The following is a 23,546-nucleotide window of genomic DNA, read 5'->3' as shown; positions in this document are numbered from 1 at the left end:
TTACCGCAGCCTCCTTACCGTCATTAGTCATGGCGACTTTGACTCATGACGGACTGGCGAGCAGCCGGATCCGCACCGGCCTGCTCTTCGCGCTGGCCTCCGCCACCTCGTTCGGCCTGTCCGGCCCGCTCGCGCGCGGCCTGATGAATGCGGGCTGGAGCGCGGCCGCCGTGGTCGCCGCGCGGGTGCTACTCGCCGGAGTCGTCCTGCTTCCCATCGCGCTCCCCCAGCTGCGCGGCAACTGGAATCTGGTGCGCGCCAACGCGACCCTGATCGGGCTGTACGGACTGCTCGCCGTCGCGGGCACCCAGCTGGCCTATTTCAACGCGGTCGCGCACATGGAGGTCGGCGCCGCGCTGCTGATCGAGTACACCGCGCCGATCGCCGTCGTCGGCTGGATGTGGGCGCGCCACCGCCAGCGCCCCGGCGCGGCCACCCTCGCCGGCGCCGCGCTCGGCATCACCGGGCTGCTGCTGGTGCTCGACATCCTCGCCGGGGTGTCCACCGATCCGATCGGCATCACCTGGGCGCTGGCCGCGATGATCGGCGCCGCGGCGTACTTCGTGCTCTCCGCCCAGGGCGGCGAGTTGCCCGGCACGGTGCTGGCGGCGGGTGGTCTGCTGATCGGCGGGGTCACGCTGGTCCTAGCCGGACTGGTCGGCATCGTGCCCCTGCGCGCAACCACCGCGACGGTCGTGTTCGACGACTTCAGCACGCCATGGTGGGTGCCGATCCTGCTGATCGGCGTCGTCACCGCCGCGATCGCCTACGTCACCGGCATCGCCGCCACCCGCCGCCTCGGCTCCCGGCTGGCCTCGTTCGTCGCGCTCACCGAGGTGCTGGCCGCACTGCTGTTCGCCTGGGCCCTGCTCGGCGAGGCGCCCCGCCCGATCCAATTGCTCGGCGGGGCGCTGATTCTCGCCGGTGTGATCATCGTCCGCCTCGGCGAACCCGAACCGCTGCCGGTCGGCGATCCCGAGGCGCGGGCCGTCGCCGAGGTGCCAGCGCGCCCCGAGGCCTGACCTACCAGCGGTAATCGAGGAACTTGCCGTCGAGGGTGATGACGACGCGGTCGCCGTCGGGGTGCGGGCGGCGGGCGATGTCGATGTTGAAGTTGATGGCGCTCATGATGCCGTCGCCGAATTCCTCGTGGATCAACGCCTTGAGCGCCGGGCCGTAGACCGAGACGGCCTCGACGAGGCGATAGATGGTGGGATCGGCCAGTTGCGCCGGGTCGGCGCCGCGCGAGGGCTGCAGGCGCAGGCTCTCCGCGACCGTCTCGTCGAGTTCGAGGAGCGCGCAGACCGCGGCCGCCTGCTCCTCGGTCATCGGGTGCTGGCCGAGCAGGGCCGCCGTCGTCCAGACCAGCGGCGCGCCCAGCGATTCCGCGATGGCGGCCCAGGTCAGGCCCTTGCGGATGCGGGCGGCGACGACGAGGTCGGCGGCGGCGGACTTGCTCATGATCGGTTGCATTCGGGCTCCTCGGTCGGGGACCCCGCCAGCCTGCCATCCGCCCACACTCGACCGCCATAGTGGAATACCACTATTTACCCGGCGGCAACTTCCGGTGATCGCGAGGCAATCTCGGCCGCGAAAACTACTGTGCTGGAAGCACTACGAAGGGGTCGTATGTCCTATCTCAAACCAGCGGACTTCGTCGAGAAGATGGTCGACGCGGGCGAAGCCAAGGCGTTCATGTCCACCAGGGACACCGTGATCCGCGCCTACATGGCGGGCGCGATCCTCGCCCTCGCCGCGGCGTTCGCGGTCACCATCACCGTCAACACCGGCCAGCCGCTGCTGGGCGCCGTCCTCTTCCCGGTCGGCTTCTGCATGCTGTATCTGCTCGGATTCGACCTGCTCACCGGCGTTTTCACGCTGGTGCCGCTGGCCCTGCTGGACAAGCGCCGCGGCGTCACCGTGCGCTCGATGCTGCGCAACTGGGGCCTGGTCTTCGTCGGCAACTTCGCCGGCGCGTTCACCGTCGCCGTGATGATGGCGATCATCCTGACCATGGGCTTCTCCATGGACCCCAGCGCCGTCGGCCAGAAGCTCGGCGAGATCGGCGAGTCCCGCACCCTCGGCTACGCCGAATACGGCGCCGCCGGCATGCTCACCCTGTTCATCCGCGCCGTCCTGTGCAACTGGATGGTCTCCACCGGCGTGGTCGCCGCCATGATGTCCACCTCGGTCTCCGGCAAGGTCATCGCGATGTGGATGCCCATCATGCTCTTCTTCTACATGGGCTTCGAACACTCCATCGTCAACATGTTCCTCTTCCCCTCCGGCCTCCTCCTCGGCGGCGACTTCTCCCTCGCCGACTACCTCATCTGGAACGAAATCCCCACCGTCGTAGGCAACCTCGTAGGCGGCCTCACCTTCGTAGGCCTCACCCTCTACGCCACCCACGCCCGCACCGCCCCCACCCGCCAACCCGCCGAGTCCGCTGGTTCATGAAGCTGTGCGAGTCCGACCCGGCCTCAGCAGCCTTGATCGAGCAGGCGTTGGACCGACTCGCCGCAGTCGGTCCCTCACTGGGCAGACCTCTGGTCGATACGCTCGAACACAGTCGGCTGAACAATTTGAAAGAGCTGCGCCCGGGCTCGCGTGGACGCTCGGAGATCCGGATGCTGTTCGTGTTCGATCCGGATCGCCAAGCGATCATCCTGGTCAGCGGAGACAAAGCCGGGCGGTGGTCCCACTGGTACGACGACGCGATCCCGTTGGCAGAAAATCGCTATGCCGACTACCGCGTCGAGAAGGCGAAGGAGGAACGATGACTGGCGCACGCAATTGGCGTGAGGTGAAAGAAGAAGCCCACCGGTTGCATCCGGAACTGGCTGACCCCGAGGTCCAGGCGGCAGCAGCGGCACAGTTGGATGGCCGAATCGCCGGGCACCACCTCAAGGAGCTCCGCCAGACGATCGGCAAAACGCAAGCCGAACTGGCCACCGCCCTCGGTGTCAGCCAGGCGAGAATCTCGCAGATCGAGAACGGCGACCTCGCCGCCATGGAACTCGACACCCTCCGCGCCTACGCCCGCGCCCTCGGCGGACACGTCGACATCAGCGTCAGCGTCGGACCACACACGATCAAGGTCGCTTGATCCCGTTCGAGGTGGGAACCGTGTGCGGATGCCACGGTCGCTACCGGCTCGGTGGAAGATGAGCGACGAGTAATTCCGCGATGCTGACGAGGTCCTTGCAGACCGCGTTCGGCTTTCGGTCGTTGTCGTCCCACAGTTCGATGCCAACGCGGCCGACCGGGATACCGTTCTTCGTGCCGAATGGCGTGTCGAACCCGAGCTCGCAGTAGCCGTCGTCGACATCGTGATCGGCGCCACCGAAGGACTTGGCGACCAGCAGTGCCTGCCGGTCCCGAACCTTGGCCGGTCGCGGAGTCGGGTACCAGCCGTAATGGCTGTAATACACCGCATGGAAAGCTTCGTCGGTCGACTCGATCGCCAAGGTGTACCCGTCCCCCTTCCATGCACATCGACTCCCCTTCCCCTCCTCACCTGTCTGCTCGGTCGCAGGCTGTAACCGCGCCTCCGCAATCGCGGATTCCGGTATCGAGCAGGGGTCCCACACCGGCTGATTCACCTCTTGCCTTGCTGTGCTGGTCGACGTCGCGGGGCGGGTCGCAGGTTCGCTCGTCGCGGTGGGCAGGGTCGGCGGGAGCTCGCGGGCGAGCTCAGCGAGGATCGCTTCGGCACCCGAGCTCAGACCGTCGCGCATCGTCGGGGAACTCCACACCGGCGGGGTCGAGCCACCGCTCCAGTCCATACCGGACGTGATGACCTCGATTCTGATGTTGTCGACCACCGCGGTCGCCCAACTTCGCATCGTTCCGGCGTTGTCTTCTACCCTGAGCATCGCGTCGTCGCCGATTCCGTCGAGCTGTCGCGGCGTGCCGAATCCCTTACGCTCCGGGGCATCCGAAGCCATGGGCGGTCTCGTTGTGCGATATTCCCCCGGCACCACCGGGCCACGGTCGAGGTTGATGGTCACGGTACGCAGCAGTGGCCCAGCTTTGGGCATGAATTCACCCGCTGGTACCGGGTCGGCGTCGAAGCTCACCGTGCAGATGAGCTCGTCCGCACCGAGCGGCGATCCGGTGTCCAACGATTGCAGCCGCGTCTCGGGTTTTTCGAGGTACCCGGCGAATTGAACCAGCGACTCTCGCGCTGCCACATCCACCTCCGCGCAGGACGACGGCAACGACGCGTACGACCGATCCTCGGGTACAGCGCTTCCCGGCATCCCGCTGTTTCCGGTCGAGCAGCCCGACGCAAACGCCAAGGCGCACAGGGCTATCAGCGATGGACGCGAGGTGGTGAACACCCGCAACAACTATCACACCCGGATCGACCTCGGGAAACAGATCGGCCCCGCTCCGGGAAGGAGCGGGGCCGAATTGTTGTGCCTGGCTAGGACTTAGCGGTAGTCGCTGAAGCCGTAGTCGTCCAGCGGCACCGCGGCGCCGGTGGAAGAGCCGAAGCTGTCCGGCGAGTAGTAGGTGTCGTCGTAGGACGGCACCGCGTACGCGGCGGCGCGGGCTTCTTCGGTCGGCTGCACCTGGATGTTGCGGTAGCGGTTGATACCGGTACCGGCCGGGATGAGCTTACCGATGATCACGTTCTCCTTCAGGCCGATCAGCTTGTCGGAGCGGCAGTTGATGGCCGCGTCCGTCAGCACTCGGGTGGTCTCCTGGAAGGAGGCCGCCGACAGCCACGAATCGGTGGCCAGCGACGCCTTGGTGATACCCATCAGCACCGGACGGCCGGAGGCGGGCTCGCCGCCCTCGGCCACCACGCGACGGTTCGAGGCCTCGAACTCGGCGCGCTCGGTGAGCGAACCGGGCAGGAACTCGGTCGCACCCGAATCGATGATCGTCACGCGACGCAGCATCTGGCGCACGATGACCTCGATGTGCTTGTCGTGGATCGACACACCCTGCGAGCGGTAGACCTCCTGGACCTCGTGGACCAGGTGGACCTGCACCTGACGGGGACCCATCACGCGCAGCACCTCGTGCGGATCGGCAGCGCCCTCGAGCAGCTGCTGACCCACCTCCACGTGGTCACCGTCGGCCAGCAGGCGCTCGGTGCCGTCGTCGTGCTTGAACACACGCAGACGCTGACGCTTCGAGAGCTTGTCGTAGACGACCTCGTCCGACCCGTCATCAGGGATGATCGTGATCTTGTAGAAGCGGTCGTCGTCCTCGAGCCGCACGCGGCCCGAGACCTCGGCGATGGGCGCCTTGCCCTTGGGCACACGAGCCTCGAAGAGCTCCTGCACGCGGGGCAGACCACCGGTGATGTCGTCACCCGCGACACCACCCTGGTGGAAGGTACGCATGGTCAGCTGGGTACCCGGCTCACCGATGGACTGGGCGGCGACGATGCCGACGGCCTCGCCGATGTCGACCAGCTTGCCGGTGGCCATCGAGCGGCCGTAGCAGGTGGCGCAGACGCCGGTGCCGGTGGTGCAGGTCAGCACGGAGCGGACCTTCACCTCGGTGATACCGGCCTCGAGCAGCGCCTCCAGGGCCGGGTCGCCGAGATCGGCGCCCTTGGCCACGACGACGTTGCCGCCTCCGTCGACCGCGTCGGTCGCCAGGGTGCGAGCGTAGGTCGAGGTCTCGACGTGCGCGTCCCGGATGAGCGAGCCGTCGGCCTGCTTCTCCGCGATCGGCACGACGATGCCGCGCTCGGTGCCACAGTCGTGCTCGCGCACGATGACGTCCTGCGAGACGTCCACCAGACGACGGGTCAGGTAACCCGAGTCGGCGGTACGCAGCGCGGTGTCGGCCAGACCCTTACGAGCACCGTGGGTGTTGATGAAGTACTCGAGCACGGTCAGGCCCTCACGGAACGAGGACTTGATCGGGCGCGGGATGAACTCACCCTTCGGGTTCGTCACCAGGCCCTTCATACCGGCGAGGGTACGGGTCTGGGTGAAGTTACCGGTCGCGCCCGAGTCGACGATCGTGATGATCGGGTTGTCGGCCGGGTAGTGCGAACGCAGCGCCGTACCGACCTCTTCGGTCGCTTCCTGCCAGATCTTGACCAGGGCGTTGTTGCGCTCCTGGTGATCGAGCGCACCACGCTGGTACTTCTTCTCGATCTGATCCGCCATGGCCTCGTACCGCTCCATGATGTCGGCCTTCTCCGGCGGAACGAGCACGTCCGACATGGAGACGGTGACACCCGAACGCGTGGCCCAGTAGAAGCCGGCGTCCTTGAGCTTGTCGACGGTCTGCGCGACGACGATCATCGGGTAGCGCTCGGCCAGATCGTTGATGATCGTGGCCTGCCGCTTCTTCGGCATCGGCTCGTTGATGAACGCGTAGTCCGCCGGGAGCAGATCGTTGAACAGCACGCGACCCAGGGTGGTCTCGGCCAGCCACGCGTCACCGCGGTGCCAGCCCTCCGGGAACAGCTCCGCCTCGATCTCGCGGGGCGGGCGCTGCTCGGTGAGACGCACCTTGATCATCGAACGCACGGTCAGCTCACCGCGGTCGACGGCCATCTGGGCCTCGGCGGGCGAGGAGTACACGCCCGACTCGGGCTCGTCCTTGCCGCCGGCCTGGTAGGTGCCGACACCCTTCTCGTCGAGACGGGTCAGGTAGAACAGGCCGGTCACCATGTCCAGACGCGGCATCGCCAGCGGGCGACCCGACGCCGGGGACAGGATGTTGTTCGACGACAGCATCAGGATGCGCGCCTCGGCCTGCGCCTCCGCCGACAGCGGCAGGTGCACGGCCATCTGGTCACCGTCGAAGTCGGCGTTGAACGCCTCACACACGAGCGGGTGCAGCTGGATGGCCTTGCCTTCGACCAGCTGCGGCTCGAAGGCCTGGATACCCAGGCGGTGCAGGGTGGGCGCGCGGTTCAGCAGCACCGGGTGCTCGGCGATGACCTCTTCGAGGACATCCCACACCTGGGGACGCTGACGCTCGACCATCCGCTTGGCGGACTTGATGTTCTGCGCGTGGTTCAGGTCGACCAGACGCTTCATGACGAACGGCTTGAACAGCTCGAGCGCCATCAGCTTGGGCAGACCACACTGGTGCAGCTTCAGCTGCGGACCGACCACGATGACCGAACGGCCCGAGTAGTCGACACGCTTGCCGAGCAGGTTCTGACGGAAACGACCCTGCTTGCCCTTGAGCAGATCGCTCAGGGACTTCAGCGGGCGGTTACCCGGACCGGTGACCGGGCGACCACGACGGCCGTTGTCGAACAGGGCGTCGACCGACTCCTGCAGCATCCGCTTCTCGTTGTTGACGATGATCTCGGGCGCGCCCAGATCGATCAGTCGCTTGAGGCGGTTGTTGCGGTTGATGACGCGGCGGTACAGGTCGTTCAGGTCGGAAGTGGCGAAGCGGCCACCGTCGAGCTGGACCATCGGGCGCAGCTCCGGCGGGATCACCGGAACGGCGTCGAGCACCATGCCCATGGGCGAGTTGCCGTTGGCCTGGAAGGCCGCGACGACCTTGAGCCGCTTGAGCGCGCGCAGCTTCTTCTGGCCCTTGCCCGAGCGAATGGTCTCGCGCAGGTTCTCGGCCTCGGCGTCGATGTCGAAGTTCTCCATCAGCTTCTGGATGGACTCCGCACCCATGGCGCCGGTGAAGTACTCGCCGTAGCGGTCGACGAGCTCGCGGTAGAGCACCTCGTCGACGATGAGCTGCTTGACCGACAGCTTGGTGAAGGTCGTCCAGATCTCGTCGAGGCGGTCCAGCTCGCGCTGGGCGCGGTCGCGCAGCTGACGCATCTCGCGCTCGCCGCCGTCCTTGACCTTGCGGCGCACGTCGGACTTGGCACCCTCGGCTTCCAGCTCGGCCAGGTCGGCCTCGAGCTTCTGCGCGCGGGCCTCGAGGTCGGCGTCGCGCTGATCGGCGACAGCCTTCTTCTCGACCTCCATCTCGGCCTCGAGGGTGCTGAGCTCGTTGTGGCGCAGCTCCTCGTCGACACCGACGATGACGTAGGCGGCGAAGTAGATGATCTTCTCGAGATCCTTCGGCGCCAGATCCAGCAGGTAGCCCAAGCGCGACGGAACGCCCTTGAAGTACCAGATGTGGGTGACGGGTGCGGCCAGCTCGATGTGGCCCATCCGCTCACGACGCACCTTGGCGCGAGTCACCTCGACGCCACAGCGCTCACAGATGATGCCCTTGAAGCGGACACGCTTGTACTTGCCGCAGTAGCACTCCCAGTCCCGGGTGGGGCCGAAGATCTTCTCGCAGAAGAGCCCGTCCTTCTCCGGCTTGAGCGTGCGGTAGTTGATGGTCTCCGGCTTCTTGACCTCGCCATAGCTCCACTGGCGGATGTCTTCAGCGGTGGCCAGGCCGATCCGGAGTTCATCGAAGAAGTTGACGTCTAGCACGTAACTTCCTTTCCCCTGTTCGGGTCGAATTCGAGCAAAAGTTCACTAGTTGATCGTGCGCGGTGCGCGGTGCGGGACGAGCCCGCACCGCGCGTACCACCTAGTTCGCCAGATCGTCGACTGTGGCCGCTTCGTTCCTGGACAGGTTGATGCCCAGGTTCGCCGCGGCGCGCTCCAGATCCTCGTCGTCGCCGTCACGCATCTCGATCGCGGCGCCGTCCGAGGACAGCACTTCCACGTTGAGGCACAGCGACTGGAGTTCCTTGAGGAGCACCTTGAACGACTCCGGAATGCCCGGCTCCGGAATGTTCTCGCCCTTGACGATCGCCTCGTAGACCTTCACGCGGCCGACCACGTCGTCGGACTTGATGGTCAGGAGCTCCTGCAGCGTGTACGCCGCGCCGTAGGCCTGCATGGCCCAGCACTCCATCTCACCGAAACGCTGACCACCGAACTGCGCCTTACCACCCAGCGGCTGCTGCGTGATCATCGAGTACGGACCGGTCGAACGGGCGTGGATCTTGTCGTCGACCAGGTGGTGCAGCTTCAGGATGTACATGTAACCGACCGCGACCGGGTACGGGAACGGCTCGCCGGAGCGGCCGTCGAACAGGGTCGCCTTGCCGTTCTCGTCGACCATGCGCTCACCGTCACGGTTCGGCAGGGTCGAGCCGAGCAGACCGGTCAGCTCCTCGTCGCGGGCACCGTCGAAGACGGGGGTCGCGATGTTGGAGTCGGCCGGGGCACCCAGCATCTCCTCCGGCAGGTTGGCCGCCCAGTCCGGGCGGGTGCCGTCGGTCGCCACGTCGACATTCCAGCCGGCCTTACCGATCCAGCCCAGGTGGGTCTCCAGGATCTGGCCGATGTTCATACGACGCGGAACACCGTGGGTGTTCAGGATGATGTCGACCGGGGTGCCGTCGGGCATGAACGGCATGTCCTCGGTGGGGAGGATCTTGCCGATGACGCCCTTGTTGCCGTGGCGGCCCGCGAGCTTGTCGCCGTCCTGGATCTTGCGCTTCTGGGCCACGTAGACGCGGACCAGCTCGTTGACACCGGGGGGCAGATCGTCGTCGTCCTCGCGCGAGAACACGCGGATGCCGATGACCTTGCCGGACTCGCCGTGGGGCACCTTCAGCGAGGTGTCGCGCACCTCGCGCGCCTTCTCACCGAAGATCGCGCGGAGCAGGCGCTCCTCGGGGGTCAGCTCGGTCTCGCCCTTCGGGGTGACCTTGCCGACCAGGATGTCGCCGTCGCGAACCTCGGCGCCGATGCGGATGATGCCGCGCTCGTCCAGGTCGGCCAGCACCTCGTCGGAGACGTTCGGGATGTCCCGGGTGATCTCCTCGGCGCCCAGCTTGGTGTCGCGGGCGTCGATCTCGTGCTCTTCGATGTGGATCGAGGTGAGAACGTCCTCTTCCACGAGGCGCTGCGACAGGATGATCGCGTCCTCGTAGTTGTGGCCTTCCCACGGCATGACGGCGACAAGAAGGTTCTTGCCGAGCGCCATCTCACCGTTCTCGGTGCAGGGGCCGTCCGCGAGGACCTGCCCCTTCTCCACCCGCTGGCCCTCGTCCACGATCGGACGCTGGTTGGAGCAGGTGCCCTGGTTCGAGCGGTTGAACTTGCGCATCCGGTAGGACTTGCGGCTGCCGTCGTCGGCCATCACGGTGACGTAGTCGGCCGAGACCTCCTCGACCACACCCGGCTTCTCGTTCACCACGACATCGCCGGCGTCGACCGCGGCGCGCAGCTCCATGCCGGTGCCCACGATCGGGGACTCGGAACGGATCAGCGGCACGGCCTGACGCTGCATGTTCGCGCCCATGAGGGCACGGTTGGCGTCGTCGTGCTCGAGGAACGGGATCATGGCCGTCGCGACCGACACCATCTGGCGCGGCGAGATGTCCATGTAGTCGACCTGCGCCGGGGTCACGAACTCGACCTCTTCGCCGGCGCGCCGCACGAGGACCTTCTCCTCGATGAAGCGGCCCTGCGCGTCGACCGGGGAGTTGGCCTGCGCGCGGACGTAGCGGTCTTCCTCGTCGGCGGTGAGGTACTTGACCTCATCGGTGACGGCGCCGTCGACGACCTTGCGGTACGGGGTCTCGATGAAACCGAACGGGTTCACCCGCGCGTACACCGACAGCGAACCGATCAGGCCGATGTTCGGGCCTTCCGGGGTCTCGATCGGGCACATGCGGCCGTAGTGCGACGGGTGGACGTCGCGGACTTCCAGGCCGGCGCGCTCACGGGACAGACCACCCGGGCCGAGCGCCGACAGGCGGCGCTTGTGGGTCAGACCCGACAGCGGGTTGTTCTGGTCCATGAACTGCGACAGCTGGGAGGTTCCGAAGAACTCCTTGATCGCGGCGACGACCGGGCGGATGTTGATCAGGGTCTGCGGCGTGATCGCCTCGACGTCCTGAGTCGTCATCCGCTCGCGGACCACGCGCTCCATGCGGGAAAGGCCGACCCGGATCTGGTTCTGGATCAGCTCGCCGACGGTGCGCAGGCGACGGTTGCCGAAGTGGTCGATGTCGTCGATCTCGACGGGGACCTCTTCGCCACCGGGGGCGGTCATCGAGCGATCACCGGCGTGCAGACGCACCAGGTACTCGATGGTGGTGACGATGTCTTCCTTGGTCAGCACCGAGGAGGTCACCGGCTCGTGCACGTGGATGCCGAGCTTCTTGTTGATCTTGTAGCGACCGACGCGCGCCAGGTCGTAGCGCTTCTCCTTGAAGAACAGGTTCTCCAGCAGGGTCTGCGCGGACTCCTTGGTCGGCGGCTCGCCCGGACGCAGCTTGCGGTAGATGTCGAGCAGCGCCTCGTCCTGGCCGGGGGTGCTGTCCTTCTCCAGGGTGGACATCATGATCTCGGAGAAGCCGAAACGCTCGACGATCTCCTCGGTGGTCCAGCCCAGCGCCTTGAGCAGCACGGTGACCGGCTGACGGCGCTTGCGATCGATGCGCACGCCGACGGTGTCGCGCTTGTCGACGTCGAACTCCAGCCACGCGCCGCGCGACGGGATGACGCGCACGCTGTGCAGGTCCTTCTCGGTGCCCTTGTCGATGCTGTGATCGAAGTAGACGCCCGGGGAGCGGACCAGCTGCGAGACGACGACGCGCTCGGTGCCGTTGATGATGAAGGTGCCCTTGTCGGTCATCATCGGGAAGTCACCCATGAAGACCGTCTGGCTCTTGATCTCACCGGTGTTGTTGTTGATGAACTCCGCGGTGACGAACAGGGGCGCCGCGTAGGTCATGTCCTTCTCTTTGCACTCTTCGATGGAGGCCTTGACCTCTTCGAAGCGCGGATCGGAGAACGACAGGGACATCGAACCGGAGAAGTCCTCGATCGGCGAGAGCTCCTCGAGCACCTCCTCCAAGCCGCCTGCGAGACCGACGTCGCCGCGTGCGGCCGCCTTCTCACGCCAGTCGGGGGTACCGACCAACCAGGCGAACGAGTCCGTTTGTAGGTCGAGAAGTCCGGGCACCTCCAAGGGCTCACGGATCTTCGCGAACGAAACCCTCAACGGGGCTCCGGGGATTCCAGCCTTGGTCTGGGTGGAGACTGCCAAGATGCGTCCTTCCAGCACCTCACGCGCGTCGCGTGGTGGTCCGCGACCGTCGCTTGTCTGCTACGAATTCCGCTGGTTACAACCCGAACGAAACCCGAACAGGCAGCAGCGGAAGTAACACCGGAAGGTGGAACTTACGTGTGCGAATCAAGGTGTGGACAGGAGGCAGCCAGCGCAACGTCCAAACTTACACCCACATATAGAGGGGTGTCAACATACCATCCGTGCGACCGCTCACACGGCAAACGCGCCGAACTCCCGTGACGCTGGCCGCGTCGGTCGTTCTGGGCGCTGGGGCCCCTGCGCAGCTGACACTGCTGTGAATAGGGTGACGGTTCGCGCGCGCCTCGTCAAGTGGCGCGGCGCGGTCTGTCCGAGAAGTGAGATCGCCTGGCGCGCTGGGCATCCCCGGCCGGAACCGCGGCTATTTTACTCGCGACACGCCGAAGACGCCAACCCGGGAAATGCCCGTTCAGCGGCTGTTTTCCGACATGAACGCAGCGAGCCCCGGCCGTGACGGCCGGGGCTCGCTGGTATCGCCGGGTGCGCTCAGCCGTTGATCTGGCCGTGCGGAATCGTCTTGCTGTCGAAGGCCGCGGTGGGGTGCTCGCTGCCGTAGGCGGCCATCACCTGGGTGTCGTCGGACTGGTCCAGCGACTCGCGGATGGCGACCTGCGCCGCGTGCGGCAGGGTGTGCATGATCTCGCGCACCCGCGCCTGACGACGGAACACGGCCTGGCGAACCGGCATGCCGGGCTCGGCCTTCATCTGCGGGATGATGCCCTCGATCTCCTCGGCGCCACCGTGGTGGTGACCGGCGTCGACGAGCGCCTGCTCGCGCGCCATCTGCGCCTCGTCCTTCTCCTCGGACATACCGATCGGGCCGATCATGCGGCCGTTGAGGAACTGCTTGACCACGGGCTCGTCGCTGGTCAGCAGCACCTCACGCGGGCCGAACATGACCAGCTGGCGGCGGAAGAGCATGCCGATGTTGTCCGGCACGGTACGGGCCAGGTTGATGTTGTGCGTCACGATCAGGATCGTGGCGTCGATCTGCGCGTTGATGTTGAGCAGCAGCTGCGCCAGGTACGAGGTACGCACCGGGTCCAGGCCGGAGTCGGGCTCGTCGACGAGGATGATCTGCGGGTCGAGGACCAGGGCGCGGGCCAGGCCGGCGCGCTTGCGCATACCGCCGGAGATCTCGCCGGGCAGCTTGCCCTCGGCGCCGAGCAGACCCGTCAGCTCGAGCTTCTCCATGACGATGCGCTTGATCTCGGTTTCCGACTTCTTCGTGTGCTCACGAAGCGGGAAAGCGATGTTGTCGAACAGATTCATCGAGCCGAACAGCGCGCCGTCCTGGAAAAGGACGCCGAACAGTTTGCGGATCTCGTAGAGCTCCTTGTTGGAGCAGGTGGTGATATCGGTGCCATCGATGAAGATGGAGCCACGCTCGGGCCGCAACAGGCCGATCAGCGACTTCAGGAACACCGACTTACCCGTACCCGAAGGGCCGAGCAGGGCGCTCACCTCGCCCGAAGGGAGCGTGATCGACACGTCCTGCCAAATACGCTGCGACCCGAAGGATTTGGTAACACCCTCGGTCCTGACCTCGACGCCCACGCCTACCTCCATTGTTGCCTGCGAGCAGCCCACCCCGCTGACCGCGCGCTTACATCACGGCGGTGCGTCACGACACTGTGGGTCCGGTCACTGTATCCCATCAGTGAGACAGGGCACACCCTTCATCTGACTGAAGAGTAACCCACCCGGTTGATACAGCGCGTATCACCATCCCATGTCGGGATGAACAACAAACGGGCGGCCCCCGAAGGGACCGCCCGTTCGCGAACGCGAAGCGCCGAATTACTTGACGGCAACCTTGGCGCCGGCCTCTTCCAGCTTGGCCTTGGCGGCGTCGGCGGCCTCCTTGGTGACCTTCTCCAGGATCGGCTTCGGGGCACCCTCGACCAGGTCCTTGGCTTCCTTCAGGCCCAGGCCGGAGACGATCTCACGGACCACCTTGATGACCTGGATCTTCTTGTCGCCGGCACCCTCGAGGATGACGTCGAACTCGTCCTGCTCCTCGGCGGCGTCAGCCGGAGCAGCGCCACCGGCGACCGCGGCGACGGCGACGGGGGCAGCAGCGGTGACCTCGAACTTCTCCTCGAACGCCTTCACGAAGGAGGACAGCTCCAGGAGGGTCATCTCCGAGAAAACGTCGAGCAGCTCTTCGGTGGACAGCTTGGCCATGATTGTTCCTTTCGGTAGTGAATGTCTGTTTGCGCGGGCGGTAACACCCACACGGGGGTATTACTCGGCAGCGCCTTCGGCCTGCTTCTTCTCCTGCAGCGCGGCGGCCAGACGGGCCACCTGACCGGCAGGAGCCGAGAACAGCCCGGCAGCCTTGGACATGTTGCCCTTCATCGCACCGGCCAGCTTGGCCAGCAGGACCTCGCGGGTCTCCAGGTCGGCGATCTTCTCGACCTCGGACACGGACAGCGCAGCGCCGTCCATGTAGCCGCCCTTGATGATGAGCGCCTTGTTGTCCTTCGCGAAGGTCTTGAGGGCCTTCGCGGCGTTGACCGGCTCACCCTGGATGAAGGTGATGGCGGTCGGTCCGACGAACAAGTCGTCCAGGCCCTCGACGCCCGCTTCCGCGGCCGCGAGCTTGACCAGGGTGTTCTTGGCGACGGAGTACGTGGCCTCGGCGCCGAGCGCGCGACGCAGCTCGGTGAGCTTGCCGACCGAAAGACCACGGTATTCCGTGACAACAGTGGCCGTGGAGTTCTTGAACTGCTCCGCGATCTCCGCGACAGCGGTGACCTTTTCAGGCTTCGCCATACTTCGCCTCCTCTCTGATGTCGGTTCGTGAACGCGCACTACCGAATTCAGGGGCCGGCGACAAAACTAACGCCCCGGACGCAAGGCGTACCGGGGCGCGAAAATATCGGCCTCAGCTCTCCCTGCGTGGGCCGCCGGCAATGTCGCCGGACCTTCGATCGACACCGCGCAAGCGACATCGACGACCAACGGTCTTCGGTAGAACGAATGGGTAGTCATCGAACATGTCGATGACCGGAGTCCACTGTACCGGCACCCGCCCCGATCTGCCAAAACGCCCCCGGCGGTGCCGGATTCGCCGACTTTCGAAGTGACCCAGCTCACATTCGATGGTTCGAAGTGGCAGCAATCTCACCGGAAAGGTGTTACGTTCGGTGACAGTAACCTGCTTCACTTCTCAACTATGGCAACCTCCATAGTCGCTCCACCAGTGCTGCTGGACCGGCGTCCGCAGCGATTCCTCGCACTCGTCGTCATCTGCCTGGCCGAACTGCTGGTCGTCCTCGACAACACCATCGTCAACGTCGCCCTCCCCTCCATCGGCGTCCAGTTGCAGACCGGCGTCTCCGGCCTGCAGTGGGTCGTCGACGCCTACACCCTGACCTTCGCCGGACTGCTGCTCGCCGCCGGCAACCTCGGTGACCGCTACGGCCGCAGGCGGATCATGATCGTCGGCCTGATCGGCATCGCGGTGATGTCGGTCGGCGGCGCGCTCGCCGGATCGATGACGCAGGTCATCGCGGCCCGCGCGGCGATGGGCGTCTTCGCCGCCGCGGTCTTCCCGGCCACCCTGGCCCTGATCATCAACATCTTCACCGACAAGCGCGAACGCGCGCTGGCCATCGCCGCCTGGACCGCGATGGCGGGCTTCGCCATCGCCATCGGCCCGATCTCGGGCGGCTGGCTGCTCGAACACTTCAGCTGGCACTCGGTGTTCTGGATCAATGTGCCGGTGGCCCTGGTCGCGCTGGTCGCGACGCTGATCTGGGTGCCGGAATCGCGCGCCGAACAGGTCGGCAAGCTGGACCTGCCCGGCATCTTCCTCTCGATCGCGGGCATCACGCTGGTGGTGTGGGCGATCATCGAGGCGCCGCACAACGGCTGGCTCTCGCTCACCACGCTGTGCACCGCGACCCTCGGCGCCCTGCTGCTCGCCGCGTTCGTCGTCTGGGAATTGCGTTCCACCGCACCGATTCTCGATATGCGGCTGTTCCGGAATCGCCGATTCTCGCTGCCCGCCTTGGCCATCGCGATCGGGTATTTCTCGATGTTCGGCTTCCTGTTCCTGATCACCCAGTATTTCCAGGGCGTGCGCGAATACACGCCACTCGAATTCGGTATCGCGTCTTTGCCGTTCGCGTTCTCGGTCGCGATCGGCGCGCCGGTGGCCACGCTGCTGGCACAGCGGGTCGGCACGACCGCGGTCCTGGTGATCGGCCTGCTGCTCACCGGGCTGGGGCTCTATCTCGGCGGCCAGGTCACCGTGGACAGCACTTACCTGATCGGGGTGCTGCCGTCGATGGTGTTCATGGCGCTGGGCCTCGGCATCGTGCAGGGCCCCGCGACGGAATCGATCATGTCCTCGCTCCCGCTGGACGAGGCGGGCGCCGGGTCGGCGGTGAACGACACCACCAGGGAGATCGGCGGCACCCTCGGCGTCGCCGTGCTCGGCTCGATCGTGGCCTCGTACTACACCAGCCGAATCGGCTCCAGGATCGACGCCATCCCGGTCGGCATCATGAACGAGCGGGAGAAGGAACTGGTCAAGGCGAGTCCGCTCAGCGTGCTCGAGCTGCGCAAACGCGAACTGGCCCCGTTCTTCGAGACCCAGCGCGAGAACCTCATCGTCGCGATGAAGTCCGCGACGCTACAGGGCGCGCACGCCGCCTCCCTCGTCGCCGCGGGCGCGGTGCTGGTGTGCGCGATCATCGTGGCGATCTTCCTGCCGTGGAAGCCGCAGGGCGGCGATTCGGTGCTGCTCGGCTGGCGCACCAAAACCGACGACCAGGACTGACCCGGAAAAACCGCGAGGGTGGGAACGCAGTGCGTTCCCACCCTCGTGGTCGATCAGGAGCTACCTGTCAGTCGAAGCTCACGCATCCTCGTCGAGGAGGTTGCGGGTGCGGTTCGGGTCCACCGGGATGCCCGGTCCGGTGTTGGTCGAAACCGTGATCTTCTTGACGTAGCGGCCCTTGGCGGTCGACGGCTTCACACGCAGGATCTCGTCCAGCGCGGCGCCGTAGTTCTCCACCAGCTTGGCGTCGTCGAAGGACGCCTTGCCGATGACGAAGTGCAGGTTGGCCTGCTTGTCGACGCGGAAGTTGATCTTGCCGCCCTTGATGTCATTGACGGCCTTGGTCACATCGTTGGTGACGGTGCCCGTCTTCGGGTTCGGCATCAGACCACGCGGGCCGAGGACACGCGCGATGCGGCCGACCTTGGCCATCTGGTCCGGGGTGGCGATCGCGGCGTCGAAGTCCAGCCAGCCGCCCTGGATCCGCTCGATCAGGTCCTCGGCGCCCACGGCGTCGGCACCGGCGGCCTCGGCCTCGGCGGCCTTCTCGCCGGCGGCGAACACGATGACGCGGGCGGTCTTACCGGTGCCGTGCGGCAGGTTGACGGTGCCACGGACCATCTGGTCGGCCTTACGGGGGTCGACGCCGAGACGAACGGCGACCTCGACGGTCGCGTCGGTCTTGGTGGTCGAGGTCTCCTTCGCCAGGCGCGCGGCGGCCAGCGGGGAGTACAGCTTGTCGCGATCGACCTTCTCAGCAGCGGCGAGATACGCCTTGCTTCGCTTTGCCATGATTCTCTGTCCTTAATGTTCTGGTGTCAGATGTGGTTTTCCGGGCCTGGCCGGCCCTCCCACATGGAGCGAGAGTTCGCTCAGCCCTCGACGGTGATACCCATCGAACGGGCGGTACCGGCGATGATCTTCGCGGCCTGATCGAGATCGGTGGCGTTGAGATCCTCGGCCTTGGTCTTGGCGATCTCCCGGACCTGGTCCATGGTGACCTTGGCGACCTTGGTCTTGTGCGGCTCGGCCGAGCCCTTCTGCACACCGGCGGCCTTGAGCAGCAGACGCGCGGCGGGCGGGGTCTTCAGCTTGAAGTCGAACGTCCGGTCCTCGTACACCGAGATCTCGACCGGGATGACGTTGCCACGCTGCGACTCGGTCGCGGCGTTGTACGCCTTGCAGAACTCCATGATGTTGACGCCGTGCTGACCGAGCGCGGGGCCGACCGGAGGAGCCGGGTTCGCGGCGCCGGCCTGGATCTGCAGCTTGATGATCCCGGCGAGCTTCTTCTTCTTGGGGGGCATCTTTCTTCCTTGGGTTTCGGGTTCCTTACGGTTGCCGTAAGCCTGTTGCGGGATCGCTCCCACGCCGGGTCCAAACCCGGCATTCGCGCACGACCGCGACACCGGGCGGAAAACGCCTGGCGCGGGTCTACACACGAACTGTCACACTCTACCGAACCGCGCCGAAGCGGCCGCAGCCGGGAGGGTCGATCAACGACAACGGCACCGCCGAGGCGGTGCCGTTGCGAAGCTGGTTCGAGCTAGATCTTGGAGACCTGGGTGAAGTTCAGCTCGACCGGGGTCTCGCGGCCGAAGATCGAGACGAGCACCTTGAGCTTCTGCTGCTCGGCGTTGACCTCGCTGATGCTGGCGGGCAGCGTCGCGAACGGGCCGTCCATCACGGTCACCGACTCGCCGACCTCGAAGTCGACCTCGATGATCGGCTTGGCCGACACCTCGCCGGTGGACTCCGCACCGGTCGATGTCGTCGCCGCCGCGGCCGCCTTCTTCTGCTGCGCACCGGCCGGGACCAGGAACTTCACGACCTCGTTGATGGTCAGCGGGGTCGGCTTGGCGCCGGGGCCACCGCCGGTCATACCGACGAAACCGGTGACGCCGGGGGTGTTACGGACCGCGCCCCACGACTCGTTGTTCAGTTCCATCCGGACCAGGATGTAGCCCGGCAGCACCTTGCGGTTGACGTGCTTGCGCTGGCCGTTCTTGATCTCGGTGACCTCTTCGGTCGGCACCTCGACCTGGAAGATGTAGTCCTCGAGGCCGAGGTTCTGCACGCGGGTCTCGAGGTTGGTCTTGACCTTGTTCTCGTAGCCGGCGTAGGAGTGCACGACGTACCAGTCGCCGGGGACGCGGCGCAGCTTGGCCTTCATCGACTCGACCGGGTCGGCTTCGGGGTCTTCCTCGGTGGCGACGGCCTCGACGACGGTCTCGTCGGCGTCAGCGAGCTCGGTGGTGGCCTCGACCTCGTCGGTGGCGTTCTCCGCCACGGCGTCGTCGACCGGGAACTCGTCGTTTGTTTCGTTCTCCGGGGTGCTCACTGGGGCACTCGCTTCCTGTGTCGTCACTACATCCTCTGGGCCGGGTCGGGGGCGCGGAGCGCACACTCCGCCGTTCCGGCCCGGGATCGGCTACCGGCGTCGGTGTCGGCGATCAGCCGAACAGCCAGTCGACACCCTTGATGAACGCCGTATCCAACCCGAATATGAACGCGACCATGAAGACCACGAACACCAGAACGACGGTCGTGTAGGTGACCATCTGCTTCCGGTTGGGCCAGATCACCTTACGCAGTTCCGCGATGACCTCTCGCAGGAACTTGATCAGCCGCTTGAACGGGTTGCCCGTGGACTTCCCCGCAGTCTTGTCCGCCTTGCGAGCGGACCGATCCAGCGTGGCCACCGAACCGGTGTCCACCGGCGCATCCGACGTGCGCGCACGGCGAGCTGTCCGCTTGCCGCTCGGCCGAGTGGCAGCGGCGGTATCGTCGCCGTCTTCGGCGCGAGTATCCCGCTCGTCGCTCACGTCGATCCTTCCTCGTCGCTGGCATTCAGGGCAGGGGCGACAGGACTTGAACCTGCAACCTGCGGTTTTGGAGACCGCTGCTCTGCCAATTGAGCTACGCCCCTTCGGTTGGACCAGCCTGAGCTGTCGTGCCCAACCACAGTCGATATTCGATTATCGAGCTCTGGTGCCACACAACATGCGCGCCGCTTCCATGGGGATCAGATCCCCGGGAAGATCAGCGCGCAGCAGCCGGTGACCCCAGAGTCCCGAGTGTACGTTACCGCGTGCGGTATTTGCCAATCCGGGACAGCCGACCAGGTCAGGACAGCTGAACGGTAGCCGTGGCCCGCCCGAAGATCTTCTTGCCCGCCGACTTCGCCGTGATGGCGACGACCGCGGTCCTGGTCTCCGGATCGACCGACTTCACCTTACCGGTGAACTCGACCTCGGCCGGTGCGTCGGAGCCGACGTAGACCGGGCTGGTGAAGCGGACGTTGTACTCCTTGACCGCGCCGGGATCGCCGAGCCAGGAGGTGACGAAGCCGCCGCCGAGACCCATCGTGAGCATGCCGTGCGCGACCACGTCGTCGAGGCCGACGAGCTTGACGATCTCGTCGCTCCAGTGGATCGGGTTGGCGTCACCGGAGACGCCCGCGTAGTTCACCAGATCGCCACGGGTGAGCCGGACGGTGCGCGGAGGCAGTTCATCGCCGGCCGTCACGCTGTCGAAGGACAGGGCGCGCGTACTGAAGAACGGCTCCGGCTGCTTGGTGACCGGATCCGGGGTGATCTCGGTGGGCAGGTCGGCGGGCGCGTGATGCGCGGGCTCCTCGAGGCCGTGCATCAGGATGTTGCGCACCGCGTCCGACATCGTGGGATCGATGTCACCGCCGCTGCGGCCGATGAGCGTGGTGTAGGTGGTGAGCACCAGCTCGTCGTCCTGCGCGGTGACGATGTTCTTGGTCACGATGATGTCGCCGCCGAAGGCCTGCCGGAAGGAATGCAGGTACACATCACAGGTCAGCTGGTCGCCCACCCGGATGGGGCGATGGAATTCCAGGATCTGGTCGGTCTGCATGATCTGGCTCAGGTCGTAGCCCGTGACGATCTGCTCGAACAGCTTGCGCTGGGCCAGGATGCCGACCAGCGAGATGAAGGTGAGCGGGGCGAGCAGGCCGTCGTGGCCGTGCTCGCGCGCGACCTCTTCCTCCCAGTGCACCGGGTGGTAGTCCTGGACGGCACGGGCGTATTCGCGCACCTTCTCGCGGCCGACCTCGTAGTAGTCGTCGACGCGGTAGTGGTGGCCGACCATCGCCGCGGCGTGCGCGGCGGGATCGACCGGTGCGGCGGCTGCGGCGGTGACCGCTTCGTCGGTTCCGGTGTTCACTGTCACACCGTGGACCTTACTCACACGTAGCCGGGTCACAACGTCGAGCGGGGTGTATTCACCCGCTCGGCCGGGTACTGTATCGCCCCCGCAAACGCACGAAAGGCCGGACTCTCGTCCGGCCTTTCGGCAAAGCTTGGTGAATCAGCGCGACTCGCGGTGCGCCCGGTGGGTTCCGCAGTTCGGGCAGAACTTCTTCAGCTCGAGGCGGTCCGGGTCGTTGCGCCGGTTCTTCTTGGTGATGTAGTTGCGGTGCTTGCACTCTTCGCAGGCCAAGGTGATCTTTGGCCGGACATCGGTGGACTTCGCGGCCACGATTTGCCTTCTTTCCGGTCTGGGCTGAGTCGTTATTGGTAGCGATGGCCGGACTTGAACCGGCGACACAACGATTATGAGTCGTTTGCTCTACCGACTGAGCTACACCGCCACGGCGGACCTGTTACGGTGGGCCGGCGGGAATGTCGGTCACCACCGGCAATCCGGCGAGCCCCCTAACGGAATCGAACCGTTGACCTTTTCCTTACCATGGAAACGCTCTGCCGACTGAGCTAAGGGGGCATGACTACGTGGCACAAGGTGTCTTGGTCGGCGAACCGATCCGAGCGACCCCGTGCTCCGGCGTCCTGAAAGAGATTACACACTTCCACCGAAGAGCACCAAATCGCCAGGTGAGACCCCATTTTTACCCCCTGGCAACCCACTGATCACGCACGAACATGGGTAACTCCCCCACCACCTCGACCCCGAGCGAGAACAACGCGAGCCCGAGACCGAACAGTCGAGCTACCGGAAGACACGCAAAATCTCGGGGAGGCGGGCCAGCACATACCAAAGAACCCCGCCGATCTGATGATCGACGGGGTTCGATGTGGCAGATGTAGGATTCGAACCTACGTAGGCTTTCACCGACAGATTTACAGTCTGCTCCCATTGGCCGCTCGGGCAATCTGCCTTGTGCGCCGTTTCCGGTGCGCTGAGCAGCTTACAACGAACCCACACCCACAATGCAAACCGCCTGCACAACGACCCTGCGAGCACGGTCGACGGGGGCATACGGGTACAACTGTCTCGGTGGCCGGCACACCTGTCGGCCCACCCGTTGGCAGACCGTGAGGGACAGGAGCGCAGTGTGGCTGATTCGTCATTCGACGTGGTGAGCAAGGTCGATCGTCAGGAGGTCGACAATGCGCTGCACCAGGCGGAGAAGGAGCTGAACTCCCGCTACGACTTCAAGGGCACCGATGCGGCGATCGCGTGGTCGGGCGAGGAAGCCATCGTGCTGACCGCGAACGCCGAGGAGCGGGTCAAGGCCGCGCTCGAGGTGTTCAAGGAGAAGCTGATCCGCCGCGACATCTCGCTGAAGGCGTTCGACGCGGGCGAGCCGCAGGCCTCGGGCAAGGTGTTCAAGATCACCGGCACTTTGGTGCAGGGCATCGACACCGAGAAGGCGAAGAAGATCTCCAAGAAGATCCGCGACGAGGGTCCCAAGGGCGTGAAGGCGCAGATCCAGGGCGAGGAGCTGCGGGTCAGCAGCAAGAAGCGCGACGACCTGCAGGCCGTGATCTCGCTGCTCAAGGGCGAGGACTTCGGCATCGCCCTGCAGTTCGTGAACTACCGATAGATCGGCGGCACGGCGGCGCTCAGTGCCGGTGGGTGCCGCCCGCCATCTCTTCGAGTCGCTTGATCCGCTCCGCCATGGGCGGGTGCGTCGAGTACCAGCGGGCGATACGGTCGCCGGCGCGGAACGGGTTGGCGATCATCAGGTGCGATTCGCTGGTGAGTTTGGGGTCCGGCGGCAGCGGAGCCACCTGGACGCCGCGTTCGATCTTGCGCAGGGCCGAGGCCAGCGCCAGCGGGTCACCGGTGAGTTCGGCGCCGGACTGATCGGCCTGGTACTCGCGGGAGCGGGACACGGCCATCTTGATCAGGCCCGCCGCGATCGGGCCGAGCAGCGAGACCAGCAGCACGGCGATGATGTTCGGACCCTGTCCGTCCCGGCTGCCGAACGAACTCGCGAAGAAGGCCATATTGGCCAGGCCGGTGATGATCGAGGCCATCGCGCCCGCCACCGACGAGATCAGGATGTCGCGGTTGTAGACGTGCGACAGCTCGTGCCCGAGCACCGCGCGCAGCTCCCGCTCGTCGAGCAGCTGCAGGATGCCGCTGGTACAGCACACCGCGGCATGGCGGGGATTGCGCCCGGTCGCGAACGCGTTGGGGGCGTTGGTCGGGCTGATGTAGAGCCGCGGCATCGGCTGCCGGGCCGTGGTCGCCAACTCGCGCACGATCCGGTACATGACCGGCGCTTCCAGTTCGCTGACCGGTTGCGCGTGCATCGCCTCGAGCGCCAGTTTGTCGCTGTTGAAGTAGGCGTAGGCGTTCATGCCGACGGCCAGCACGATCGAGATGATCAGGATCGCCGGGCTGCGGAACATCGCCCCGATGGCGACGATGAGCGCCGACAGCCCGACCATCAAACCGAAAGTTTTGATCCCATTGGGCATGATCGGAGAACGTGTCTGCG

20 protein-coding genes and 4 tRNA genes are annotated in these 23,546 nt (G+C 65.8%); 6 read left to right on the top strand and 18 right to left on the bottom strand.

Translation table 11 applies throughout. The annotated features are described in order from the left end of the window. Nucleotides 1-29: 29 nt before the first annotated feature. Entirely contained in the window at nucleotides 30-1,022 is a 993-nt protein-coding gene (locus tag AB0H54_RS04195) for a DMT family transporter (protein ID WP_357342618.1), read from the top strand. Nucleotide 1,023: 1 nt separating this feature from the next. Here the strand turns inward: AB0H54_RS04195 and cynS are convergent, their stop codons facing one another. Continuing rightward, nucleotides 1,024-1,473 (bottom strand): cyanase, encoded by a 450-nt coding sequence (cynS, locus tag AB0H54_RS04190; RefSeq protein WP_355273815.1) that lies wholly within the window; start codon nucleotides 1,471-1,473, stop codon nucleotides 1,024-1,026. Nucleotides 1,474-1,629: 156 nt separating this feature from the next. On the opposite strand from cynS, the gene AB0H54_RS04185 reads away from it, so the two are divergent. The 3 genes from AB0H54_RS04185 to AB0H54_RS04175 are packed head-to-tail and all read left to right on the top strand — an operon-like array spanning nucleotide 1,630 to nucleotide 3,106. Beyond that, a complete protein-coding gene (locus tag AB0H54_RS04185; RefSeq protein WP_357342617.1) occupies nucleotides 1,630-2,457 on the top strand; it encodes a formate/nitrite transporter family protein in 828 nt (275 codons plus the stop codon). Continuing rightward, nucleotides 2,454-2,780, top strand: coding sequence for a type II toxin-antitoxin system RelE/ParE family toxin (locus tag AB0H54_RS04180; RefSeq protein WP_357342616.1), 327 nt, complete (start codon nucleotides 2,454-2,456; stop codon nucleotides 2,778-2,780). The genes AB0H54_RS04185 and AB0H54_RS04180 overlap by 4 nt, the downstream gene beginning before the upstream one ends. After that, the gene (locus tag AB0H54_RS04175) at nucleotides 2,777-3,106 is read left to right on the top strand and encodes a helix-turn-helix transcriptional regulator (protein ID WP_357342615.1); all 330 of its coding nucleotides are present in this window, start codon (nucleotides 2,777-2,779) and stop codon (nucleotides 3,104-3,106) included. The genes AB0H54_RS04180 and AB0H54_RS04175 overlap by 4 nt, the downstream gene beginning before the upstream one ends. Nucleotides 3,107-3,146: 40 nt before the next feature. Here the strand turns inward: AB0H54_RS04175 and AB0H54_RS04170 are convergent, their stop codons facing one another. From AB0H54_RS04170 to rplJ, 6 genes are all read right to left on the bottom strand, one after another. Beyond that, nucleotides 3,147-4,343, bottom strand: a complete 1,197-nt coding sequence (locus AB0H54_RS04170; protein WP_357342614.1) for a DUF3558 family protein — start codon at nucleotides 4,341-4,343, stop codon at nucleotides 3,147-3,149. 93 nt (nucleotides 4,344-4,436) lie between these two features. After that, a complete protein-coding gene (locus AB0H54_RS04165) occupies nucleotides 4,437-8,390 on the bottom strand; it encodes a DNA-directed RNA polymerase subunit beta' (protein ID WP_357342613.1) in 3,954 nt (1,317 codons plus the stop codon). Nucleotides 8,391-8,490: 100 nt separating this feature from the next. Then, nucleotides 8,491-11,991: a DNA-directed RNA polymerase subunit beta gene (locus AB0H54_RS04160; RefSeq protein WP_355273827.1), complete on the bottom strand. Its 3,501-nt coding sequence runs from the start codon at nucleotides 11,989-11,991 to the stop codon at nucleotides 8,491-8,493. Between the two features lie 531 nt (nucleotides 11,992-12,522). Continuing rightward, entirely contained in the window at nucleotides 12,523-13,593 is a 1,071-nt protein-coding gene (locus AB0H54_RS04155; protein WP_355273829.1) for an ABC transporter ATP-binding protein, read from the bottom strand. A 243-nt stretch (nucleotides 13,594-13,836) separates the two neighbouring features. After that, nucleotides 13,837-14,223: a 50S ribosomal protein L7/L12 gene (gene rplL, locus AB0H54_RS04150; RefSeq protein WP_355273832.1), complete on the bottom strand. Its 387-nt coding sequence runs from the start codon at nucleotides 14,221-14,223 to the stop codon at nucleotides 13,837-13,839. A 60-nt stretch (nucleotides 14,224-14,283) separates the two neighbouring features. After that, on the bottom strand, nucleotides 14,284-14,814 hold the full coding sequence (gene rplJ, locus AB0H54_RS04145; RefSeq protein WP_218719611.1) for a 50S ribosomal protein L10: 531 nt from the start codon (nucleotides 14,812-14,814) through the stop codon (nucleotides 14,284-14,286). Nucleotides 14,815-15,217: 403 nt separating this feature from the next. Here rplJ and AB0H54_RS04140 point away from each other — a divergent pair, with 403 nt between their 5' ends. Beyond that, complete coding sequence (locus tag AB0H54_RS04140) at nucleotides 15,218-16,828, top strand: MFS transporter (protein WP_357342611.1); 1,611 nt, start codon at nucleotides 15,218-15,220, stop codon at nucleotides 16,826-16,828. Between the two features lie 78 nt (nucleotides 16,829-16,906). Here the strand turns inward: AB0H54_RS04140 and rplA are convergent, their stop codons facing one another. From rplA to AB0H54_RS04090, 10 genes are all read right to left on the bottom strand, one after another. Then, the gene (gene rplA, locus AB0H54_RS04135) at nucleotides 16,907-17,620 is read right to left on the bottom strand and encodes a 50S ribosomal protein L1 (protein WP_336084266.1); all 714 of its coding nucleotides are present in this window, start codon (nucleotides 17,618-17,620) and stop codon (nucleotides 16,907-16,909) included. An 80-nt stretch (nucleotides 17,621-17,700) separates the two neighbouring features. Continuing rightward, nucleotides 17,701-18,135, bottom strand: a complete 435-nt coding sequence (gene rplK, locus AB0H54_RS04130) for a 50S ribosomal protein L11 (protein ID WP_019049397.1) — start codon at nucleotides 18,133-18,135, stop codon at nucleotides 17,701-17,703. A 239-nt stretch (nucleotides 18,136-18,374) separates the two neighbouring features. After that, nucleotides 18,375-19,169 (bottom strand): transcription termination/antitermination protein NusG, encoded by a 795-nt coding sequence (gene nusG, locus AB0H54_RS04125; RefSeq protein ID WP_355273838.1) that lies wholly within the window; start codon nucleotides 19,167-19,169, stop codon nucleotides 18,375-18,377. A 112-nt stretch (nucleotides 19,170-19,281) separates the two neighbouring features. Then, complete coding sequence (secE, locus tag AB0H54_RS04120; RefSeq protein WP_357342609.1) at nucleotides 19,282-19,653, bottom strand: preprotein translocase subunit SecE; 372 nt, start codon at nucleotides 19,651-19,653, stop codon at nucleotides 19,282-19,284. A 31-nt stretch (nucleotides 19,654-19,684) separates the two neighbouring features. Further along, nucleotides 19,685-19,757: transfer RNA gene (locus AB0H54_RS04115), tRNA-Trp, on the bottom strand. Nucleotides 19,758-19,954: 197 nt separating this feature from the next. Next, nucleotides 19,955-21,022, bottom strand: coding sequence for a fused (3R)-hydroxyacyl-ACP dehydratase subunits HadA/HadB (locus tag AB0H54_RS04110; protein WP_357342607.1), 1,068 nt, complete (start codon nucleotides 21,020-21,022; stop codon nucleotides 19,955-19,957). A 144-nt stretch (nucleotides 21,023-21,166) separates the two neighbouring features. Then, entirely contained in the window at nucleotides 21,167-21,337 is a 171-nt protein-coding gene (gene rpmG, locus AB0H54_RS04105) for a 50S ribosomal protein L33 (protein ID WP_019049401.1), read from the bottom strand. A gap of 36 nt (nucleotides 21,338-21,373) precedes the next feature. Further along, nucleotides 21,374-21,449, bottom strand: a tRNA-Met gene (locus AB0H54_RS04100). 58 nt (nucleotides 21,450-21,507) lie between these two features. Next, nucleotides 21,508-21,580, bottom strand: a tRNA-Thr gene (locus tag AB0H54_RS04095). Between the two features lie 311 nt (nucleotides 21,581-21,891). Further along, a tRNA-Tyr gene (locus tag AB0H54_RS04090) sits at nucleotides 21,892-21,974 on the bottom strand. A 177-nt stretch (nucleotides 21,975-22,151) separates the two neighbouring features. On the opposite strand from AB0H54_RS04090, the gene AB0H54_RS04085 reads away from it, so the two are divergent. Beyond that, nucleotides 22,152-22,643 carry a YajQ family cyclic di-GMP-binding protein gene (locus AB0H54_RS04085; protein ID WP_316576178.1) on the top strand — a complete coding sequence of 164 codons (492 nt, stop codon included), beginning with the start codon at nucleotides 22,152-22,154 and terminating at the stop codon, nucleotides 22,641-22,643. Between the two features lie 19 nt (nucleotides 22,644-22,662). Here AB0H54_RS04085 and htpX read toward each other — a convergent pair whose 3' ends face one another. Beyond that, the gene (gene htpX / locus AB0H54_RS04080) at nucleotides 22,663-23,526 is read right to left on the bottom strand and encodes a zinc metalloprotease HtpX (RefSeq protein ID WP_357342605.1); all 864 of its coding nucleotides are present in this window, start codon (nucleotides 23,524-23,526) and stop codon (nucleotides 22,663-22,665) included. Nucleotides 23,527-23,546: the final 20 nt, after the last annotated feature.

Source organism: Nocardia sp. NPDC050718, from assembly GCF_040654235.1.
GTDB lineage: Bacteria > Actinomycetota > Actinomycetes > Mycobacteriales > Mycobacteriaceae > Nocardia.
This window is presented reverse-complemented; position numbering and strand designations above follow the sequence as displayed.